Consider the following 21,638-nt stretch of genomic DNA (forward strand, 5'->3'; position numbering starts at 1 on the left):
AAATTACTTGACCGGTGCCGCCAGCGATCGATGGATCGGCCTGCGCGGCACGCTCTGTATGTCATAACCAAGGAATGCCAAAAGGAACTGCAAGCCGCTCATTATCGCCAAAGCAGGCAAGACGACATTTCCAGTGGATGCCGGCACACCCGCACGAAAAGCGAGCCACCAGTGAATTCCGCCGTAAACAACACCACCAGTCAGCAACACAAGTGCGGCGACAAGCTCTAATGAAGCGATCGAAAGGTCCCGAAGATAATACCTGTACAGAACCCTTTTAATAAGATTACGCGAATGCTTCAAAGAGAACTCGCCAATGACCTTCGATATCTTCAGGTTACTCTCTTCATCCGCATACTTCGCATCCATCGGAACATCCACCACCACCGCACGCATGGTATTCAGTCGGAAAAGCATGTCGGTTTCAAAAAAATACCGTTTACTGATCGACTTGACCGGCAGCCGCTCGATTATCCTGGCGTGGATCGCAGTGTAGCCGTTCGTAGGATCGAACACATCCCAGTAACCGGTAGATGCCTTTGCCATGAATGACAGCCCGAGGTTACCGATCCTGCGAAGCAGCGGCATCTGCTTGATTTCACCAAGGTCCCAGAATCGGTTGCCCTTGCAGTAATCAGCCTCACCATTCTGAATAGGAAGGACGAAGCGATATAGCAGGGCTGGATCCATCTGCCCGTCGCCATCCAACTTCACTACCACGGTCGCGCCATCCGCTGCGGCGCGCTGATACCCGGTAAGCATCGCCCCCCCCACGCCTTGATTGGCTACATGACGCAGCACCTGAACCCGAGGATCCCTGCATTCCTGCTCAATGACATCACCACTCCTCTCCGGGCAAGCATCATCAACGCAATAAATCCTGCTTACCTCCGAACCTATCGCGTCAATCACCGCCAACACGTGCTTACGCACCCTGTAACAAGGGATAACAACGGCAATGATACTCTCCGGTGCATTCATTCTTTAGCCTCTGAACTCTTTGCAGAAAACAATCTAGCACCAAACGAATCCCCCGGGGCACCAGGATACAGCAACAAATACATTGCCACCAGCGTAGCTATCATTGCGACAGGAAACAAGTATCTAAAATCACAGGCAATAGTCGTCGGCAAAAATGACATTAAATACATCAAGCCACCAAACGCCGAAAGCCTCATCAACCAGATTTCACCCGTACCTTCGCGACGCGCCAGAAAGAAGAATGAAAAAAGAAGAATGCCCGCATACCACCAATTCCTAAACACACCGGTCGGGATTAACTTACCCACTGCCGCGCCAATCAGACGATCTCGAGAATCCATTTCCTCAGCAACGCCTATTGCTTGCAAGTGCTCAGGCAACGCCGAAACACCCCAATATGCTGGAACACACCCCACCATTGGACCAGCCCCCATCAGTGCACCGAACGCATTAAATCGGTGGGAAACGTAAGCTTGAGGATCATGCCTTATACCCTCCCCCCAGATACTCCAAGAGCGCTCAGTCGAAAGACTATTTATATAGCCGCGAACCGCTTCATTATGCCAAACCGAGTCAATACGTTCGGGGCTATAGCCCTTTCGCATCTCCGAAATAGCCTCGCTACTGGCGCCACTCCACGAGGAGCTGTCACCATCTCTAGCATAGGCAACCATTCCTATAATATCGTAGGCTCGGATAGTTAGAAAACCGACCGACACAGGAGCGCCGTTCGGGGAAGCAATCCGCACACTCGCTGCTGTCGACAAGCCCACGCTGCTCATAGCCACGACAATAAGAGTCGCCGTCCCGGCGAGCAGCATTCCACGCGTCGACCGAGCAAAGCGTCGACCGACGATCATGGCCAGAGCAAGCGCCAACGGAACCGCCAACAGGATTCCTTGTTGACGCAACAAGGGCAACGCTCCAACACAGCACGCTACGATCAGAAACAAAAATCCACTCAATCTAGCGGACCTGACCCGCGCCTGGAAAAGCATACCTGTAATCGCCACAGCAGCTGTCGTGGCGAGCATTACATCCTTCCATATAATGCCTACGTACAGCATGAACAGAGGATTCACCGCCAAGACTATGGCGAAAGCAATGCGCCACTTTGCAACACGTTCCAACGCCGCACCCGACGTGAGAAAATAGGCAAAAATTCCATATGTAGCGAGAGAATTAAGCGCGATGAAAATACTGGTGCCGACCAGCCCTCCCCCCAGCCAAGATAGAACAGCCGCAAAAAAGGTAGGCCCCCACCCAGCGGCCTTACCGATGATACCTTCATAGAGTGCGATACCACTATCAACCGAAATCTGACCTGGAGAGTGAAAAGCGGCCAAAACTGTCGCAATAAAAATAGCCGCAATAAAAACAGAATTCCGATAAGCCGCCATAACACTCCCCAGAAGACAATATAACTAACCACGCATAACCAGGCAAGAATCAGTCCGTACGCACCACTATCACTCAATCAAGAACGGAAATGGACTTGCCACTTTCGCAGAAGAACTTTCCGGATGCACGTTCCATAACGAAAACGACGTTGTAATCACCCACAGGAACGTCCTTCAACTGAGTGCTGAATTCAAATCCTGAGCTATTCAGCGACGGATTCTTGAAGAACTCCCCCACGTCCGGACGCTCAATTCCAGTAGCCACGCCCAATGCAAATGAATGAGCCTCACCCTTCAAAACAAAGAAAAAATCACCCGCCGGACCATTACTCTCATCCAGAACAAAACCTTCGAATGAGTGCATTACGCCCTTCTTAACCCCTCCCTCAGGCGCCCCTTTATCGATCATATCTAAACTACACGCGTGGCCAGTCCATGTCATACCCGTCAATTCACTGACATTCAGCGAAACGGAATTTACATCTCTCGTTTCTTCCACCTTGCCGCCACCATCCGAAGATGGCGCGGCATCATCTGGCGAAACGGCGGGTACATTTTCACGGTCCCGGCAGCCCGCCATCATCAATACACCACCAAGAAATGATACAGAAACGATTTTATGCAGCATCACATTAGCTCCAATTAAAATAAAACTATCGACCAATTCCAAACACGTCGACCACACCCTTCGCAAGCCGACGAATCACCGAATGCCTGGACAGGAATGCATCAAGCTTGCCGTAACGAGCCCGGTACCTAGCAAGCTCATCATATAAGCCGAAGCGATGCTCAAAAAGGAATTCCGCGTGTCTTGCGAAGAAATCAATATTGTCTCTAAATATTCTGGCATAAGTATCCACAACCACCGATCGATCTGCCGAAAAACTCGTCGTCCGTGATGACTCCTGGATGCGGTAATTGAAGAGGTACTCATCCAGCTGTACGACGTCCCGCCCCTTGCCGACAATCTTTACCCAGAACTCGTAATCCTCCACGCCCATTCGCAGGGATTCATTGAACCCCCCCACAGCAAGCCAATCCGATCGGCGGAACATGCTGGTGACAAATATGACGTTGTCAATGACAAGCTCGCGGAGATTATAGGGCGGCAGGCCCCACGGCCCCTGCTCGGCACCGAACCTCATGGCTTTGCAGTACACGATACCAACGTTGGGACTGGACTCCATAACCGCCAGCGCCTTCTCGACGTAGGTCGGCTCGATCGTGTCGTCAGCGTCCAGGGGAAGAATGTACTCACCACGGCTTTGACCGATGGCGATGTTGCGCGCGGAAGCAGGACCGGCGTTCTCCTTTCGGATAATTCTAGTACGTGGCCAAGTCGCAGCCTCCAGGATCTCCTGTGTCCGCGGGTCCGTGGATCCATCATCAACAATGATGATCTCGATGTCCGCATGGCTCTGAGCAAGCGCCGACTCGACCGCCTCGCACAGAAGATCCCCCGCGTTGAAGCAAGGAATAATGATTGAGACCCTTTTCATCCTGCGACTTCATCCATAAAGCATCCCCTGATCAACGCCATATGCTTACTTTCCAACCAGCACCTTCAGACTCTTGGCAACCGATGCGCCGAATCCGATATCCAGAATCGAACGGGCGAATCGATCAACAATCGTCGGCGGCGCACTCTTTGCACGGGGATAGCGCGCTTGCAGCGCGGCATCTTCTCCGACAACAACACCATCAGCCTTCGCTGAATCGGCTCCACCCGCAGCTTCGGAGATCTGCGCATCACTGGAATCGAATGGCGACGGAATGGAGCTCCACAGCGCGGGATCGCGGTACAGAACACGAACAGACTTCTTGATCGGCGCACCGCTGCCGTAAGCGTTATAGCTCCAAGGCAGTCGACCGTATTCTTTTTGCCCAAAACGATCAAGCGTGCTCTTGTATTCCTCAAAGAGCTTGCAGAACACACCCTTGTTCCCGTCCTCCAGCCACCAACCAATTGCCTTCTCGATGGTCCCCGAGTCCAAGCCCGAGAAATGAATGAATCGCAGCGGATCTCCGTTCACCACATAGGCACCATCTTGCTCGCGCAGGTCACTGCCCAGCAAGGACCAGGTCGCGAAATCATAGCCGTGGTGCTTGAGAATGTGCACGTCAAAGAAGCTGGGGGCCAGATCAATCCACTTCTGGTCAGTGAAAATACCCCTTACCTTGTCGTCATAGCAGAACAGGAACAACCGCTCCGCCCACCATCCAACGAATTTCTCTGAATTTGCACTACGACTAACGGCGAGAAAGCCGAGATTATAGCTCCCATGCGCAAGGGAGCTGATCTCCATATCAACGTTACCGGGTCGCAGGAGGTGCGGAGCAACCACGATCGAATGCTTGTCCAGCAATGCCTCAAGCTCGACGAACTCTCCATAAACCAACACATCCGGATCCAGGTACACAAATTTACCGGACTCTGTGAAGCGCTCCATCAAATACTGCATGAAGCGGGGCTTGACCGCCGTGGACGCTTCCACGATTGAGTGGCGGAACATGAACGAATCAAAATTCTCCCAGCCTGCGTCCTTGGCCAGTACAACATGATCAAAATGTTCGAAATCGCTCGCCAGCTTCGGAACTTCACGCTCGACCAGGCACAGAACAAAGATTGCCTTGGGATTGTGGCGCTTGAGCGAATCAGCCAGGGCCATTGCCTTTGGCAGATAATTTGCGCAAATCGAAGTGTAATATATCATCGCCTCTCACCATGCATATTTTAAGTAATCCAATCAGCGTCGGGTCGAAAAAACCCGCCGAAATGCTTCAATCAACGACCTCGCTGGCCGGGTCATTCGCCAGGAAAACGACTTCCTGATCGCACTATTTTCCAGGGACAAACTCTTGTTCTGGATGAGAAGCTCTTCGCTTCGATCATTCAAACCCTGAATCTCTTCGGCGAGCCGCTTGATGACATTGGTCATGTCAGCCTCACGAAACTCCAGGTCCGACATACGCTCCAGCGCGGAGCCCAATTCAACCCGGGCCTTGGCCAGATCGGACTCGACCAGAGAGTGGCTGGAGGAGAGCCGCCGATTCTGGATCAAAGTTTCCTCAGCACGCCTATGCTCGGCGTCGTATTCGAGGCGCAGAGTGAACTTCTCTGCGGTTAGTGCGGCGACCTCCTTAGCCAGACTACTGCACTCACTTTGCATCGCGACGGCGAGTTTTACACTCTCATCAATTGCGCTCTGCGCGCGCAGATGTTCAGCCGCCTTCTCCTGAGTCAGCTGACGACATTCCGCTTCGAGGTCATGGATTTTCTCCCTGAACCCTTCGAGGATTCCCGCATTCCGCTCGTCCCTGATGGCCTGAACAGCCCTCGCGACATCCGAAAATTGCGAACGCAGTTGCTCAAGATCCCGGACCATTCCCGACTGCGGTTGTGACAAACCATGCATGGCACGGCGAAGCTCATCCACCACATCCGGAAGACCCTTCAACTGATTGATGGCCTCGGAAACCCGTGGCTCGCTCAAGAACACATCCAACGCCGGCATCAGCGATTGAGGGGTTAACGGCCGGCCCTCCACCGGCACAGCAAGCATCTGCGTGCATTCAGACAACTGTTCGACCAGCCGTTGTTCTCTGACCACGGCCTCTTCCGACCACTTGATCTGGGCTATCAGCTGGCTGTTTTTTTCGATAGTCTCAATCTGCTGCAGGTTGTAACGAGTGCGCCAGCCCTGAGCGACGTCAGCCAGCCCCGTGATCTCAGGAAGGCGCTCCTGGATGAAGCTGGCGAGATGATCGGCAACGGCCCGGAACCCACTCCAGTGGCCACTACCGTCCTCGATGTCCTTCAAGGACGTATACAGCTCCCAGAGCAGGGTAGATAGCTCCCGCCCACCACATTCGGACTGCACATGGTGCCGATCAGCGGCATCAATGAATTCGGTCAGCACCCCAACGGATTCGGGAGTAGTACTGCTGGATTCCGTTGACACATCCAATTTCGCGAGCGCGCGCTCCAGCGACTCCTGAGGATTGTCCAGCAGTGAATCGTAGGTCAACACCGTGCGCTTGAGGTCGCGGCTTCCCGCCTCCGAATCAAGCACATACCTCATCCACAACAATTCACCGACCGAACGGCTCCAGCCGTTACGCTTGGAGAGGGACGCAGCGACCTCGCTCGGCGGCCTGGCAACGACAAGAACCACCACGCGGATTCCGCGCTCCTGCAATACCTTCTGCCACAGCGGCAGGAACCTGCATAGCCGGGGATCCTTTACCGCCCACAGCTCAGCGTCCCGGAATTCGGTCTCGATCAATTCATGAATCTCGGCCGCAGCCTGCTGTGCAGCCTGACCTTGGAGCCATCCCTCGGGAAGCTCTCTGACGTCATCCCAGGAACGATCCAACTGCTCGAACAACTTGTCGTGGATTTCCACGGCACGAGTACTCTCCCAGTAGCCTTTCGGGTTGTCCTCTCCCGGTCCCAGCAGATTGCTTCCCAGCGTCACTCCCAGCAGATTCAATGCCCCTGCGGTTGCAGATGTTCCGCTACGGTGCATTCCGGAAACGAGAATAGCAGTCGCCATCACGAAAACTCCGCCGGATTCTTGACTTCCAGACTGGGCGCGACGTGGAAATCCACGAAGCCTGTGGCCAACCGGCTGGAATCCGACTGCACCTTGAACATGAAGGCGTCAATCACTCGAGCCAGATAGCTCTCGCCATCCGCAGTGGCGCCCAGAACACCTGCATTCAGGAAATATGCCCCCGGGCCCAACAGGCAACGGAACTTGAACCCAACATCCAGAACGTCGGCGGAGCCCACAGTGGGCAGCGCATCCGCCTGGATGCTGGTGGCCGCGCCACCGATCTCCACGCCGGTAATAGACCTGATCATCATTCCGCATCGAACTCCCGCGCCAGGCCTGTCAAATGCAACCTGATATCTATAGATGTATTCATCACCAGCCACGAGCATGTTGACCCGGCGTCCGTCAGCAGTTTCTACCCGTGGATCGATAATCATCGCCCCCTGCCGCGCATACTCGACCACACTCTCGGACTCCAGGCCCGCCTGCCAGTAAGCCGTCAACTTCTGCCGCGCTGGTGAGGATGTCGCAGGTGCCCCGGCTTCGACCGGAAAATCACCCTCTTCCCGGATCGCCTGTCGCAATGCAATCGCATCCTCAGCGGAGGCATAAAGCAGCTTCTGATATTGGGTGATGACATGCTTTGGCGATCCAGTGATGAGCACGCACCCCCTATCCAGCAGGATGGCGCGATCACATAGCTCCAGGACCGTACTCGCAGAGTGCGATACGAAAAGAATAGTTGCGCCAGCATCGCGGATCTCCTGGATCCTAGCGAAACATTTGCGCTGAAAGGCTTCGTCACCCACAGACAGGGCTTCATCGACAATCAGAATGTCGGGCTCGACGTGAATGGCCACCGAGAACGCGAGACGCACGTACATTCCGCTTGAGTAGGTCTTTACGGGCTGATCAATGAAATCACCGATGTCCGCAAACCTGACGATTTCGTCAAACTTTGCGGCAACCGCCTCCCTGGTCAAACCCAGAACTGTTCCATTCAGGAAAACATTCTCCCTACCGGTGAACTCCGGATTAAAACCCGCACCAAGCTCCAACAATGCCGCCACCCGCCCGATGACATTCACGTCTCCGGAACTTGGCGAAAGCGTCCCGCATATTACTTGCAACAGCGTGGACTTGCCGGAGCCGTTACGCCCCACAATACCTACAGTCTCGCCACGTTTGATGGCAAGATTGATGTTCTTCAGCGCCTGAAATTCTTTACCCCAACCGCCTTCCTGTCGCGGGAACAACATCTGCAACAATCGATAGTGTGGCTTCGAATAGACAGGAAACGACTTGCACAAGCCTTCCACCCGGATTGCAAGATCAGAGGACATCGGCAAATCCCCTCCGGGTTGCAGAAAACACCCAATATCCCAAGCAGAATATGATCACGGACATCAGCGAGTACCAGCCCAAACCTACCCAGTCAGGATAGCCCCCCCATAGCAGGACCTTCCTGGCCTGATCGATTATGAAAGTCAGGGGATTCAATTCAAATACCCAGCGATACTTTTCTGGGACCGAATTGACCGGCATCATTGCCGAAGAGAGAAACAGCATTGCCATGGACAGGACACCCGTCACCTGCCATATGTCCCGAAAATAAACGCCGATGGCGGCCATGAACCAGGACATGCCCATGCAAAAAACCACCAAAGGCAACATTACAACGAAGAATAATGGCGTGGTCATCGAAAGCTGACCATCCATTATCAACCGCATCACCATGAACACCGCCAGATTCATGGCCGAGTGGAACAACGCAGACAACACCATTGGCCACGGCAGGATTTCCAAGGGAAAAATGACGCGCTTGACGAAATTTGGATTTGAAACAATGAGGGAAACCGATTTGTTCAAACACTCAGCAAAAAAGCCATGCACTATCAGTCCCGCAAACAAGATGATTGCAAACTTGGTGTGGCCCGCCTCGATCTCCGGCCAGCGTCCTTTCATAACGGTACCGAACGCGAACGTATACACCATCAGCATAAGGAATGGGCTGATGAGTGACCAAGCCAAGCCAAAGCTAGCTCCACGATAACGCCCAAGAATGTCGCGCTTGGCTAGCTCACGGATCAACGACCGGTTTTGCCAGAGCGCAATCCAAGGCCGGACTAGAATCGAATTCACGCTTTACCTCGCAACCGCATCAATGATCCAAAAGGGCATCGATCAGATCCCCACGCAAATCTCCCACATCCTCCACCCCCACGCTCAACCGCACCAGCGCATCGCTGATGCCGAGCTGCTCGCGACGAGCGACGGGGATGGACGCATGCGTCATCACCGCCGGGTGGTTGACCAGGCTTTCCACGCCGCCGAGCGATTCGGCCAAGGTGAACAGTTCGGTCCTCTCGCAGAAACGCTTGGCGGCTGCGAAGCCACCCTTGAGCACGATCGAGACGATGCCGCCGAAGCCGTTCATCTGGCTTGCCGCCAACGCGTGCTGCGGGTGCGAGGGCAGGCCCGGGTAGATCACCTTCTCGATGGCCGGATGGGTTTCCAGCCACTTGGCCAGTTCCAGCGCGTTGGCGCAATGCGCCTTCATGCGCAGCGGCAGGGTCTTCAGGCCGCGCAGCGCGAGGAAGCTGTCGAACGGGCCCTGCACGCCACCGACGGAGTTCTGCAGGAACGCCATCTGCTCGGCCAGCTCGGCGTTGTCGCCGACCACGACCATGCCACCGACCATGTCGGAGTGGCCATTGAGGTACTTGGTGGCCGAATGCAGCACCAGGTCTGCCCCAAGCTCCAGCGGACGCTGCAGCATCGGCGAGGCGAAGGTGTTGTCCACCACCACGACCAATCCATGGCGCTTGGCGATGGCGGCCACCGCGGCGATGTCCACGATCTTCAGCATCGGGTTGGTGGGCGTCTCGATCCACACCATCTTCGTCTTCGGCGTGATCGCCGCTTCGAAGGCAGACAGGTCGGTCAGGTCGACGAAGCTGAAGTCCAGCCCGGCGGTGCGGCGGCGCACCCGCTCGAACAGGCGGAAGCTGCCGCCGTAGATGTCATCCATCGCCACCACGTGACTGCCAGCGTCCAGCAGCTCGATGACAGTGGAACTGGCAGCCATGCCCGAAGCAAAGGCGAAGCCACGCGAACCACCCTCCAGCGACGCCACGCAGCGCTCGTAGGCGAAGCGGGTCGGATTATGGGTGCGCGAGTACTCGAAGCCCTGGTGTTCGCCCGGGCTGGACTGCGCGTAGGTCGAGGTCGCGTAGATCGGCGGCATGACGGCGCCGGTGCTGGGATCGGGCGATTGCCCGCCGTGAATGGCCAAGGTGGCAAGCGACAAGCTGCGCTCGCCCTCCTGGCTGCGTGAGTGCTGATCCGTCATAAGTACTTCCAGCGAAAGGGGCGGAATTCTATCAGTCTGGCCTGAACCTGCCGTGGTGCCCTCCCCCTGGTGGGCACCACGCCAGAATCACTGAACCCTGCGACGCAGGTAGTTCAGCAGGTCGATACGGGTAATCAGGCCCAGGAAGGCGTCACCATCGGTGACGATGGCCACCTGGCCACGGTCGAACACCGGCAGCAGCGCCTCGATCGGCGACTTGACGTCCAGCCGGTCCAGCTTGCTCACCATGGCCACCGACACCGGGTCGCGGAAGCGGGCTTCGTCACCGTACACGTGCAGCAGCACGTCGCTTTCGTCGATGATGCCGACCAGCTGGCTGCCCTCCATCACCGGCAGCTGCGACACGTCGTACAGCTTCATGCGCTGGTAGGCGGTGGTCAGCAGGTCGTTCGGGCCGACCACGACGGTGTCGCGCTGGCTGTAGGGGCGCAGGATCAGGTCACGCAGGTCGCCGTACTGCGGGCGCTCCAGGAAGCCGTTATCCAGCATCCAGTAGTCGTTGTACATCTTGGACAGGTACTTGTTGCCGGTGTCCGGCACCAGTACCAGCACCTTCTTCGGCGTGGTCTGCTCGCGGCAGTACTTCAGCGCGGCGGCCAGCAGGGTGCCGGTCGAGGAGCCACCCAGGATGCCTTCCTTGCCCAGCAGTTCACGCGCGGTATGGAAGCTCTCCGCATCGCTGATCGCATAGGCCTTCCTGACCCGGCTGAAGTCGGAGATGTCCGGCAGGAAGTCCTCGCCGATGCCTTCGACCAGCCAACTGCCGGACTTTTCGTTCAGGGTGCCGTCGTTGATGTACTCGGCCAGGATCGAACCGACCGGGTCGGCCAGCACTAGTTCGGTGTTCGGCGAAAGCTTGGCGAAGGCGCGCGAGAGGCCGGTCATGGTGCCGGAGCTGCCGCAACCGAACACGATCGCGTCCAGGTCACCGCCCATCTGTTCGATGATTTCCGGGCCGGTGCCGAACTCGTGGGCGGCCGGGTTGTCCGGATTGCCGAACTGGTTGATGAAATAGGCGCCCGGGGTCTGCTCGGCCACGGTCTTGGCCAGGTCCTGGTAGTACTCCGGGTGGCCCTTGGCGACGTCCGAACGGGTCAGCACCACTTCGGCACCCATCGCCTTGAGGTTGAAGATCTTCTCCCGGCTCATCTTGTCCGGGACCACCAGGATCAGCTTGTAGCCCTTCTGCTGAGCCACCAGTGCCAGGCCCAGGCCGGTGTTGCCGGCGGTGCCTTCCACCAGCGTCGCGCCGGGCTTGAGGTCGCCGCGCTTCTCGGCGGCCTCGATCATCGACAGGCCGATGCGGTCCTTGATCGATCCACCCGGGTTCGAACTCTCCAGCTTCAGGTACAGCTCGCACACGCCGGCATCCAGGCGCTGGGCCTTGATGATGGGCGTGTTGCCGATGAGTTCGAGGACGGAGGAGTGGATTGCCATGTGTCGGATTCGGATCACGCCGTCAAGCGGCTGGACCCTCGATTATCCGATGGATATGCCAGAAAGTCAGGCAAACCGTCCGAAATGCTGCAGGTACATGAATGCGCATGGACCGCTGGCGCGGACAATGACGGCCGACGAGGAGGCCGCCATCGCCCGCGACATGATGGTCAAACGCGGGGGAGCGTCAGTTGGGTCGGTTCTCGTACATCCTCAGGAGTCGCTGCTTTGCCAGCAGCTTCTCCCGCTTCATCTGCCCCAGTGTGCCATCGCTGATGGGGAGCACTCCCAGTTCCGCATCCATGCACTTCTTGTTCAGCTTCTTGTGCTGTTGGTAGAGCTGCTTGAACTCGGGGTTGGCCTTCATCAAGGCTTCGATTTCACTCTGCGGCTGCCCTTCAAACATGACTTACCTCCTCATGCAGAAACAAGAACGCCCCGGCCTTGACGGCACGGGGCGTTGCAGGATGGAGCGCCGGGCCCGCATGCGACGGAACCACCCGGGATCATCCGGTCGACCGACCGGAAGCCTTCGGAACCTGGTTCGCGCCTGGATTGCACCGGCTCGGCCCTCCGCTGTCCGGGTGGCGGAAGTACCACCCGGACAATTGACCCTACGCCTGCAAAAAGGTTCCGGCAAGGGCTCAATCCATGCAGTGGCTGAATCAGCGATTTGACGCACATTCAGCCGGAAGCAGGCAACAAAAACCTAACAATCTCAGCCAGTTAGGTTTATCAAGGCGCAACAATGACCTCGGCCGAGCGCGCCCGCGTGGAGGCGGCCTTCCTGCCGGTGACCTGGATGCGGTTGGCAGCCACGCCAGCGGCGACCAGGGCGTCCTTCAGCGCCTGCGCGCGGCGCTGCCCGACCCCGTTGGCGCTGTCGTAGGCCTCGATGGTCACCCGCCCCTTCTTGCCGATGTTCAGGTACTCGGCCAATGCCTTGGCCTGGTTGCCCGCGCCTGCCGACAGCGCGGCCTGGCCGGCGGCGAAAGCGTCGCCGGCGAAGGTGAACACCTCACCGCGGTTGTCGAACTTCGAGCCCGGCAGGCGCTGCCCGGACACCAGCTCGGCTTCCTCGCGGGCCAGCTTGGCCGCGTTCTGCTGGGCCGCGCTCAGGCGCTGCTGCTGGCGGCCGGCGACGCTGGTCAGCGCGGTTTCGGCGTCCTGGCGGGCCAGGGTCTCCGCTTCGGCCGCCTGGCGCAGGCGTTCGGCCTCCTCGGCCTGGATCTGGGTCTGCACGCGCAACCGCTCGGCCTCCTGCCGGGCACGCAGCGCATCGCGGCGGCTGGCCTCGATCAGCAGCTCGCTGCGGGTGCGTTCGAGCTCCTCGATCTCACGGCGGGCCAACGCGGTACGCGCGGCCGCCTCGGCGATCGCCACCCGGCGCTCGGCCAGGTAACGGGCGTTGTCCAGGTCCTTGCGCTTGGCCTTGGCCAGCGCGCCGATGGCCTGCTGGGCCTGCAGCTTCTCGTAGGCGGCGACCTCGGCGGTACGCATGTCCGCCTGCAACGCCACCAGCCGCTGGTTCAGCCCGGCCACGGCCGGATCCTCGGCGGCCACGGCCGCCATCGGCAGGGCCAGCAGCCCGACCACCACCAGATTCCTCAGTGCCATCACCGGCCCTCCCCCGTTGCCAGTTGCCGCTGCAGTTGCTCGACCTCGGCCTTGCGCTGGGCCAGCTGGGCCTGCGCGACCGATTCCTCGCTCTGCACCCGGGCCAGGTCGGCGTCGGCGGCGGCACGCTGGGCCAGCACCGGAGCCTGCTTGCGCTCGCGGCGATCCAGCGCGGCGCGCTGGGCCTGTTCCAGTTGCTGGCGGGCCATGGCCATGGTGTCGGGGGCGTACTGGTCGGCGTCGGCGCGGTCAGCGCGTTCCACCGCCTGCTGCGCGGCCATCAGGTCGGCCGAGGCCGGGTCCTGCGCCAACGCGGCACCGCAGAAAAGCGCGGTTGCGCAGGCCGTCACATACAGGATTCGTCTTAAGTGTGCGAAGCTAGCTTTCATTGGGGAGCCGTTGCCGGAGTGACTGAGCGCGGCCATTGTGGTCAAGCCTATGGCGTGCTTGCAACGGCACGCTGCCGTTTGTTGGGGAACTATTGCGCATGGATATCGGCTACTTCCTGAAGCTGATGACCGAAAAGAACGCTTCGGACATGTTTTTGACGACCGGGGCGCCGGTCTACATCAAGATCGAGGGCAAGCTGTATCCGCTGGGGAGCACCGGCCTGCCGCCCGGAATGGTCAAGAAGATCGCCTATTCGCTGATGGACGAGGGCCAGGTCCCCCAGTTCGAGCGCGACCTGGAGCTCAACATGGCCATCGCTCTGGCCGATGCCGGGCGTTTCCGCGTCAACGTGTTCAAGCAGCGCGGCGAGGTCGGCATGGTGATCCGCGCGATCAAGAGCCGCATCCCCAGCATCGAGGAGCTCAACCTGCCGCAGGTGCTCAAGGACGTGATCATGACCCCGCGCGGGCTGGTGCTGGTGGTCGGCTCGACCGGTTCGGGCAAGTCGACCTCGCTGGCCTCGATGATCGACCATCGCAACAGCACCTCCACCGGGCACATCCTCACCATCGAGGACCCGATCGAGTTCCTGCACAAGCACAAGCAGTCCATCGTCAACCAGCGTGAGGTGGGCCTGGATACCCATGCCTTCCACAACGCGCTGAAGAACGCGATGCGCGAGGCGCCGGACGTGATCCTGATCGGCGAGATCCTCGACGCCGAGACCATGGAGGCCGCCATCGCCTTCGCCGAGACCGGCCACCTGTGCCTGGCCACGCTGCACTCCAACAACGCCGACCAGACCATCGAGCGCATCCTCAACTTCTTCCCGGAAAGCGCGCACAAGAACGTGCTGATGAACCTGTCGCTGAACCTGCGCGCGGTGATCTCCCAGCGCCTGGTCAAGGGCAAGGATGGCCGTCGCCGGCCGGCCACCGAAGTGCTGATCAACACGCCGATGATCCGCGACCTGCTGCGGCGCGGCGAGGTGCACGCGATCAAGCAGGCCATGGAAGAGTCGCTGGAGGAAGGCATGCAGAGCTTCGACCAGTGCCTGTTCCGGATGGTCAAGGACGGCATCATCGAGCAGGAGGAAGCGCTGCGCGCGGCCGACTCGCGCGATGGCCTGGCCCTGAAGTTCCGCCTGTCCGAGGGCGCCAGCGGCGAGCACGACCCATACGCGGACTTCAACATGGGCGCGCCGGCGACGATCAGCCACGGCTTCTGAACGTTGGGATGGCTGCCTGGCAAAAGCCCCGCCAAAGCGGGGCTTTTGTTTTGCGGCAGCAACGAGCCTGCCCGCGGGGCCGGTGGCCCCCACTCCTGCACCTCGGGCGGTTCTGTGGCTTCGCGGCCGAGGCCACTCCTACCAGGCCGCCAGCCCTCAGATGGCGTCGGGCTGGTTTTCCGGGCGGGCGGCGTCGAAGGCCGGCAGCGCCAGGCAGGCTTCCTCGATGCGGCACAGGGTCGGGTACGGGGCCAGGTCCAGGTGGAAGCGGCGGGCGTTGTACAGCTGCGGGATCAGGCAGCAATCGGCCAGGCCCGGCTCGGCGCCATGGCAGAACCGGCCGGTGTCGAACGAACCCACCAGCATCGTCTCCAACGCCCCCAGGCCGGTACGCATCCAGTGCAACGTCCATTCGTCGCGCTCGGGTTGCGGCACGTTCCACTCGCGGTCGAAGAACTGCATCACCCGCAGGTTGTTGAGCGGATGGATGTCGCAGGCCACCTGCTGGGCAAGGGCACGCACGCGGGCGCGACCACCGGCATCGGCCGGCAACAGCGCCGGCTGCGGATGCACCTCGTCCAGGTACTCCAGGATGGCCATCGACTGGGTCAGCACGCGTTCGCCGTCACGCAGCGTCGGCACCAGTTCCTGCGGGTTGAGCGCGGCATAGTCCGGGGCATGCTGCTGCCCGCCGTCGCGCACCAGGTGCACGGGAATCAGCTCGTAGGCCAGCGCCTTGAGGTTCAGGCCGATGCGCACGCGATAGGCGGCGCTCGAGCGCCAGTAACTGTAGAGCTTCAGCCCCGCTTCCATGTCTGTTCCCCCTGTCGCTTGCACACAACATAACCGTTGCGGGTGAGGGACACCTTCACCCGCAATTCGATAGCGGCGGCGATGCCGCCGGATTCAGGGCAGCGGCGCGTGTTCGATGCGCTGTTCGATCGCACCGAAAATGCTGTTGCCGTCACGGTCCAGCATTTCAATGTGGACCACGTCACCAAAACTCATGAACGGCGTGGACGGCTTGCCGTCACGCAGTGCCTCGACGGTGCGCTGTTCGGCGAAGCAGGAGGCGCCCAGCGAGGTGTCCTCGTTGGCGATGGTGCCCGAGCCGACGATGGCACCGGCCGACAGCGGACGGGTCTTGGCGGCATGCGCCACCAGCTGGGCGAAGTTGAACTGCATGTCCACGCCGGCTTCCGGCGCACCGAACCACTTGCCGTTGATGTGGGTGACCAGCGGCAGGTGCACCTTGCTGTCCTGCCAGGCCGCGCCGAGCTCGTCCGGGGTCACGAACACCGGGCTCAGCGCCGAGCGCGGCTTGGACTGCAGGAAGCCGAAGCCCTTGGCCAGCTCGGCCGGGATCAGGTTGCGCAGGCTGACGTCGTTGACCAGGCCCAACAACTGGATGTGGCCGGCGGCCTGGGCCGGGGTCACCGCCATCGGCACGTCGTCGGTGATCACCACGATCTCGGCTTCCAGGTCGATGCCGTAGTCCTCGCTGACCACCTTGACCGCGTCGCGCGGGCCGTAGAAGCCGGCGCTGGTGGCCTGGTACATCAGCGGGTCGGTGTAGAACGACTCGGGCACCTCGGCGCCGCGCGCCTTGCGCACCCGCGCCACGTGCGGCAGGTAGGCACTGCCGTCGACGAACTCATAGGCGCGCGGCAGCGGCGCGGCCAGCGCCTGCATGTCCAGGTCGAACGCGCCATCCACGTCGCCGGCATTGAGCTGCTCGGACAGGGCGTTCAGGCGCGGGGCGAGGTTGGACCAGTCCTCCAGCGCCAGCTGCAGGGTGGCGGCAATGCCGGTGGCCCGCACGGCGCGGGTCAGGTCACGCGAAACCACGATCAGGGTGCCGTCGCGGCCGCCTTCCTTCAGGGAACCAAGCTTCATGGGAACGTCCAGTCTGCGGAGTAAACAAGTTTCAATTGTAATGAATATGCCAGCGGCGACCAGCGCCACGGGAATGCTGAACAGGCAATTTTGTGCCGCCGGCGACAATCCCCTAGACTATCGCGGTCTGCCAGCGGCCGTCCGTTTCCCTTGAGGGACCGCCGGCGGTGCAGGATTCCCGGCCCCGCCGGATCCGCCCGCCCGCCCCTACTCCGACGCCTTTCGTCACGCATTCCGGCCTGCGCACCGCGCTGGTCGCGCCAATTTTCTCGCAGCGCGGTTTACGGGAACGCTCCGAGTCAGCCGATCGAATCGATCGGCACCGCCATTCCATTCGGTCTGGCGCGATTTCCATCTGGAGTTCCCAATGTCGTTTGAAAACCTGGGCCTTGCGCCCTTCCTGCTGCGCGCGCTCGCCGAGCAGGGCTACGAAAACCCGACCCCGATCCAGGAGCAGGCGATCCCGCTGGCACTGGACGGGCATGACCTGCTGGCCGGCGCACAGACCGGTACCGGCAAGACCGCCGCGTTCGGCCTGCCGCTGCTGCAGCACCTGGGCACCGCGCCGCAGAGCGTGGGCAACGGCCCGCGCAAGCCGCGCGCACTGATCCTGGCGCCGACCCGCGAGCTGGCCACCCAGGTGCATGACAGCCTGCGTGGCTACAGCAAGTACCTGCGCATCCCCAGCGCCTGCATCTACGGCGGCGTCGGCATGGGCAACCAGCTGGACGTGCTGCGCCGTGGCGTGGACCTGCTGGTGGCCTGCCCGGGCCGCCTGATCGACCACCTGGAGCGTCGCAGCGTCGACCTGTCGGGCATCGAGATCCTGGTGCTGGACGAAGCCGACCGCATGCTCGACATGGGCTTCCTGCCCTCGATCAAGCGCATCCTGGCCAAGCTGCCGCGCCAGAACCGCCAGACCCTGCTGTTCTCGGCCACGTTCGAGGAGAGCATCAAGCAGCTGGCGCTGGAGTTCATGCACAACCCCAAGCAGATCCAGGTGACGCCGCAGAACACCGTGGCCGAGACCATCACCCACCGCGTGCACCCGGTCGACGGCGGCCGCAAGCGCGAGCTGCTGCTGCACCTGCTGGCGCAGGATTCGCGCGTGCAGACGCTGGTGTTCGGCCGTACCAAGCATGGCTGCGACAAGCTGGCCACGTTCCTGGAGAAGTCCGGCATCAAGACCGCCGCCATCCACGGCAACAAGAGCCAGGGCCAGCGCCTGCGTGCGCTGGGTGACTTCAAGGCCGGCCGCGTGACCGTGCTGGTGGCCACCGACATCGCCGCGCGCGGCATCGACATCAACGAGCTGCCCAAGGTCATCAACTACGACCTGCCGATGGTGCCGGAAGACTACGTGCACCGTATCGGCCGCACCGGCCGCAACGGTTCCACCGGCGAGGCGATCTCGCTGGTGGCGCAGGACGAGGCCAAGCTGCTGCGCCAGATCGTGCGCCTGCTCGACCGCGACATGGACATCCGCGACGTGCCCGGCTTCGAGCCGCAGACCCCGATCCGCTGGGGTATCAGTGCACCGGGCAAGGCCGAAGTGCCGGGCGGCCACAAGACCCCGCGCCGTGGCAACGGTGGCCATGGCCAGCGTCGCTCCAACGGCGACGCCCCGCGCGGCGGCCGTGGCGGCCAGGCCAAGCCGGGCGCCCCGCGCGCCGCGGGCAACGGCCAGCGCAATGGCGGCAACAGCCAGCAGCGCCGTGACGGCCACCCGGGTGGCGGCCAGCGTCGTGGCGGCGGTCGTGGCCAGGGCGGTGGGCAGAGCCGTACCAGCGCCTGATCTGCAGTAGCGGATCCGAGCTGAACAAAAAAGCCGGCGCATTGCGCCGGCTTTTTTGTTGGTTGGGTTTTGGGGTGATGAGGGCTGCTGGCTGCTGCCGACCATCCGCTATCTGCTGCCGGCCCTCTCCCCAACCCCTCTCCCGCTGGCGGGAGAGGGACTTTGGTTCTTCGCTAGTGCAGGCGGGAGAACGGCTTCAGGCCTTCTTCGTTACTCCCCGCGCTGGCGTGGCGGGGTCAACTGGTTGGACTGCAACAAGGCATTGAGCAGCAGGCGTTCGGTGCCATGCCAGTACTTGCGGTGCGCCGGGTCATCGGCGAACAGCACCACGTTGCCGCTGCCGGTCGGCACCACCTGCAGGTAGCTGGAGCCAGACGCGCGCGCGCGGTTGGCATCGGAGAGGTAGCCGTTCACCAGCGGCTCCGGATCGATGTTGACCACGTTGAGGAAAGCGTTCTTCACCGGCTCCAGCACCAGGCCACCTTCCTTGTTCACCCAGATCCTGCGCTGCTGCACGCCAAAGCCCAGCGGATGGGTCGGATCGATGTCGGCACTGAGGATGTTGCCACTGACCCGGCCCAGCGCGAACACGTCACGCACGGTGCCGAAATCCAGCCGTTCGCTGTCGTCCTTGCCGTCGCCGGCACGCAGCCTGGCTTCCACCAGCCCCTTGTCGATGGCCCAACGCGCGCCGCTGCCGTAGACCACCAGCGAGCCGCCCGCGCTGATCCAGCGCTTGAGCGCGGCGATGCCGGCCTCGCTGACCGTGGCATAGGTGCCGCCGGACAGCACGATGGAGGTGTAGCGCGACAGGTCCACGCTGGCCAGCTGTACGGGGTCCAGCTTGGAGGACGGCAGCCCCAGGGCCTGGTCCAGTGCGAACCAGGCCGAACCGATCTCGGTGGGCGACACGCCCTCGCCCATCACCAGCGCGATGCTCGGCGCACGCAACACACGCACGTTGTCGCTGCCCAGGTCGATGCCGCCGGCGCTGCGACCGCTGGCCAGGGCATGCACGGTGACACCGGCGTCCTGTGCGCGCGCCAGCACCCTGGCCCGCAGGGCATCGGCATCAAGCGTCTGACCGGCGACCGGGATCACCACCGCACCATGGCCGAAGGCCACCTCGCCCGATGCCGTGGCCGCGGTGAAGGGCTGGTGCGCGGTGCGCAACCGCACCCCGTCGCGCAGCAACCCACCGATCAGGCGATAGCTGCCGAAATCCCGTGCATCGGCAACGTAGGCAAAGCCGGCACGGCCGCCACTGATGCCACCCTGCGCCTGCGGAACGTCATCCACCACCGCACCGGCCGGCAAGGCACCGCGGCTGGCCGCGTAGCGCAGCCCATAGGCAGCGGCCACGGCGTAGGAGGTTCCGCTGTAGAACACGTCGCCCTTCACCGGCGGCGTGAACTCGAAGATCGCATGGGCCAGCCGGAACTGCGGTTGTAGCGCCGGTACCACGTAGGCCGAACCGGCCTGGAAACGCTTGCCATCGACCTCGACATCGCGGGCCAGCGCGTGCACCTGGATGCGATGCTGGAGCAGCACGGCCAGCAAGCGGTGGGTGAGCGTGGGGTCGGCGGCATCACCGAACACCCAGTCCCGCACCGGGTAGGCCGCCGCCTGCGTCAACGCGCTGCGGAAGAAGTCCTTCTGCAAGGCGAGCAGACGCACCCGGTCCTCGACCGCCCCGCGCACACTGGCCAACCCGGTCGCGACCTGGTTGCGGATGGTGAAGTTGAAATGCAGCGGGCCGTTGACCGACTCCTGCACCAAGCCGCGCGAGCTGGCCTGCTCCACGGTGACGCCGACGCCGCCGTGGAAGTCCGGATAGGTGGAGCCGTAGATCGGCGAGAAGTTGTCGAAGTTCTCGCCGGTGTAGTACAGCGAACCCAACGCATCGAGCGCCTGCGCATGGAAGCGCGCCAGCCAGTGGTTGGCCGCGTACGAGGACTTCGGCAGCAGTGGGCTTTCCATGCTCTTCGGCGAGGGCTCGAAGTAGTAGGTGCTGTCCTTGCCCATCTCGTGGAAGTCGATCTGGATGTTCGGGTACCAGCGATGGAACTGCGCGACCTTGGGCCAGCTGTCGGCCTGTGCCAGGGCCAGCCAGTCGCGGTTGAGGTCGGTGAAGTAGTGGTTGACGCGGCCACTGGGGAACGGCTCGACGTGCTCCTTGTCGGCCGGGTCGGCCGACGGCGGGCGCGACCCCCAGGCGTTGTGCCAGTTGGCGGCGCGGTCGCGCCCGTCGGGGTTCTGCGCCGGATCGATCACCACCACCGCCTCGTCCAGCCAGCGCGCGGTTTCCGCGTCCTGGTTGGCGGCCAGATAGTACGCCGTGAGCAGGGCCGCCTCGGCACTGGAGGTCTCGTTGCCATGCACGCTGTAGCCCAGCCAGACCACCGCTGGCGCGTCGGCGCCCGGGGCCGATTGCGCCGGGTCCACCTGCGCCTGTCGCTGCGCCAGGATCTGCGCGCGGCGCGCATGGTTGCGCGGCGAAGTGATGGTCACCAGCAACAGCGGGCGATGTTCGTAGCTCTGGCCGATGACCTCGACGGTGACCCGGTCCGAAACACGCGCCAGTTCGTTGAAGTACGCCACCAGCTGATCGTGGCGGGTGTACTGGCTGCCGATGTCGTAACCGAGGAACTGCTGCGGCGAGGGCACCTTCGCATCGAACTGCTGCGCGGCTGGAAAGTAGTAGCTGGATTGGGCGAAGGCCGGTGTTGCGCTGACAGCTGCCGCGAGCAACAGGACAAGGACAAGGCGAAATGACATGGGCGACGGATTCCCCGGTTGTTTGGCACGGATCGCGAACGGTGCCGGCTGTTCACTTCCCCCACGCGTGGAAGAAGGTGCCCCACAGGGGCGGATGAAGGCGCATCGGGCGTTGGATTGTGGCGCCCGGGGGTGGATCGAGCCGAGCCACTGCGGACACCCGTTCGGCCCTCACCCCCCCCCC

At 61.4% G+C, this 21,638-nt stretch carries 18 protein-coding genes; 2 read left to right on the top strand and 16 right to left on the bottom strand.

Annotated elements, in window-relative coordinates; translation table 11 throughout:
* Positions 1-3 precede the first annotated feature (3 nt).
* From ATCM_RS17250 to ATCM_RS17310, 13 genes are all read right to left on the bottom strand, one after another.
* Positions 4-981 carry a glycosyltransferase family 2 protein gene (locus tag ATCM_RS17250; protein WP_132865704.1) on the bottom strand — a complete coding sequence of 326 codons (978 nt, stop codon included), beginning with the start codon at positions 979-981 and terminating at the stop codon, positions 4-6.
* Positions 978-2,381 carry a hypothetical protein gene (locus tag ATCM_RS17255; protein ID WP_132865705.1) on the bottom strand — a complete coding sequence of 468 codons (1,404 nt, stop codon included), beginning with the start codon at positions 2,379-2,381 and terminating at the stop codon, positions 978-980. Before ATCM_RS17255 ends, ATCM_RS17250 begins: the two co-directional genes overlap by 4 nt.
* A 73-nt stretch (positions 2,382-2,454) precedes the next feature.
* Complete coding sequence (locus ATCM_RS17260) at positions 2,455-3,051, bottom strand: hypothetical protein (protein ID WP_132865706.1); 597 nt, start codon at positions 3,049-3,051, stop codon at positions 2,455-2,457.
* Complete coding sequence (locus tag ATCM_RS17265; protein WP_132865707.1) at positions 3,035-3,880, bottom strand: glycosyltransferase family A protein; 846 nt, start codon at positions 3,878-3,880, stop codon at positions 3,035-3,037. The genes ATCM_RS17260 and ATCM_RS17265 overlap by 17 nt, the downstream gene beginning before the upstream one ends.
* A gap of 45 nt (positions 3,881-3,925) precedes the next feature.
* Positions 3,926-5,050: a hypothetical protein gene (locus ATCM_RS17270; RefSeq protein WP_132865708.1), complete on the bottom strand. Its 1,125-nt coding sequence runs from the start codon at positions 5,048-5,050 to the stop codon at positions 3,926-3,928.
* Positions 5,051-5,128: 78 nt separating this feature from the next.
* On the bottom strand, positions 5,129-6,937 hold the full coding sequence (locus ATCM_RS17275) for a hypothetical protein (RefSeq protein WP_132865709.1): 1,809 nt from the start codon (positions 6,935-6,937) through the stop codon (positions 5,129-5,131).
* Positions 6,937-8,283 (bottom strand): ABC transporter ATP-binding protein, encoded by a 1,347-nt coding sequence (locus tag ATCM_RS17280; RefSeq protein ID WP_132865710.1) that lies wholly within the window; start codon positions 8,281-8,283, stop codon positions 6,937-6,939. Before ATCM_RS17280 ends, ATCM_RS17275 begins: the two co-directional genes overlap by 1 nt.
* Positions 8,273-9,082, bottom strand: a complete 810-nt coding sequence (locus ATCM_RS17285) for an ABC transporter permease (RefSeq protein ID WP_243694045.1) — start codon at positions 9,080-9,082, stop codon at positions 8,273-8,275. The genes ATCM_RS17280 and ATCM_RS17285 overlap by 11 nt, the downstream gene beginning before the upstream one ends.
* A 19-nt stretch (positions 9,083-9,101) precedes the next feature.
* Complete coding sequence (locus tag ATCM_RS17290; protein WP_132865711.1) at positions 9,102-10,292, bottom strand: cystathionine gamma-synthase; 1,191 nt, start codon at positions 10,290-10,292, stop codon at positions 9,102-9,104.
* 87 nt (positions 10,293-10,379) lie between these two features.
* Positions 10,380-11,750 (bottom strand): pyridoxal-phosphate dependent enzyme, encoded by a 1,371-nt coding sequence (locus ATCM_RS17295; protein WP_132865712.1) that lies wholly within the window; start codon positions 11,748-11,750, stop codon positions 10,380-10,382.
* 187 nt (positions 11,751-11,937) lie between these two features.
* Positions 11,938-12,156, bottom strand: a complete 219-nt coding sequence (locus tag ATCM_RS17300) for a YdcH family protein (RefSeq protein ID WP_132865713.1) — start codon at positions 12,154-12,156, stop codon at positions 11,938-11,940.
* 329 nt (positions 12,157-12,485) lie between these two features.
* Positions 12,486-13,367 carry an OmpA family protein gene (locus ATCM_RS17305; protein ID WP_132865714.1) on the bottom strand — a complete coding sequence of 294 codons (882 nt, stop codon included), beginning with the start codon at positions 13,365-13,367 and terminating at the stop codon, positions 12,486-12,488.
* Positions 13,367-13,756, bottom strand: a complete 390-nt coding sequence (locus tag ATCM_RS17310) for a DUF4398 domain-containing protein (RefSeq protein WP_132865715.1) — start codon at positions 13,754-13,756, stop codon at positions 13,367-13,369. The genes ATCM_RS17305 and ATCM_RS17310 overlap by 1 nt, the downstream gene beginning before the upstream one ends.
* Positions 13,757-13,854: 98 nt before the next feature.
* Between ATCM_RS17310 and ATCM_RS17315 the strand changes: the two genes are divergently transcribed.
* On the top strand, positions 13,855-14,985 hold the full coding sequence (locus ATCM_RS17315; protein ID WP_132865716.1) for a PilT/PilU family type 4a pilus ATPase: 1,131 nt from the start codon (positions 13,855-13,857) through the stop codon (positions 14,983-14,985).
* A 156-nt stretch (positions 14,986-15,141) separates the two neighbouring features.
* Here ATCM_RS17315 and maiA read toward each other — a convergent pair whose 3' ends face one another.
* Both maiA and ATCM_RS17325 read right to left on the bottom strand, forming a co-directional pair.
* Positions 15,142-15,798 (bottom strand): maleylacetoacetate isomerase, encoded by a 657-nt coding sequence (maiA, locus tag ATCM_RS17320; RefSeq protein WP_132865717.1) that lies wholly within the window; start codon positions 15,796-15,798, stop codon positions 15,142-15,144.
* Between the two features lie 93 nt (positions 15,799-15,891).
* Positions 15,892-16,881, bottom strand: coding sequence for a fumarylacetoacetate hydrolase family protein (locus ATCM_RS17325; RefSeq protein WP_132865718.1), 990 nt, complete (start codon positions 16,879-16,881; stop codon positions 15,892-15,894).
* A 367-nt stretch (positions 16,882-17,248) separates the two neighbouring features.
* On the opposite strand from ATCM_RS17325, the gene ATCM_RS17330 reads away from it, so the two are divergent.
* The gene (locus tag ATCM_RS17330; protein WP_132865719.1) at positions 17,249-18,676 is read left to right on the top strand and encodes a DEAD/DEAH box helicase; all 1,428 of its coding nucleotides are present in this window, start codon (positions 17,249-17,251) and stop codon (positions 18,674-18,676) included.
* Between the two features lie 210 nt (positions 18,677-18,886).
* Here ATCM_RS17330 and ATCM_RS17335 read toward each other — a convergent pair whose 3' ends face one another.
* Positions 18,887-21,454 (bottom strand): M14 family zinc carboxypeptidase, encoded by a 2,568-nt coding sequence (locus ATCM_RS17335; protein ID WP_132865720.1) that lies wholly within the window; start codon positions 21,452-21,454, stop codon positions 18,887-18,889.
* Between the last annotated feature and the right edge of the window lie 184 nt (positions 21,455-21,638).

It is taken from the genome of Stenotrophomonas sp. ATCM1_4, assembly GCF_004348115.1.
Taxonomy (GTDB): Bacteria; Pseudomonadota; Gammaproteobacteria; order Xanthomonadales; family Xanthomonadaceae; genus Stenotrophomonas; species Stenotrophomonas capsici.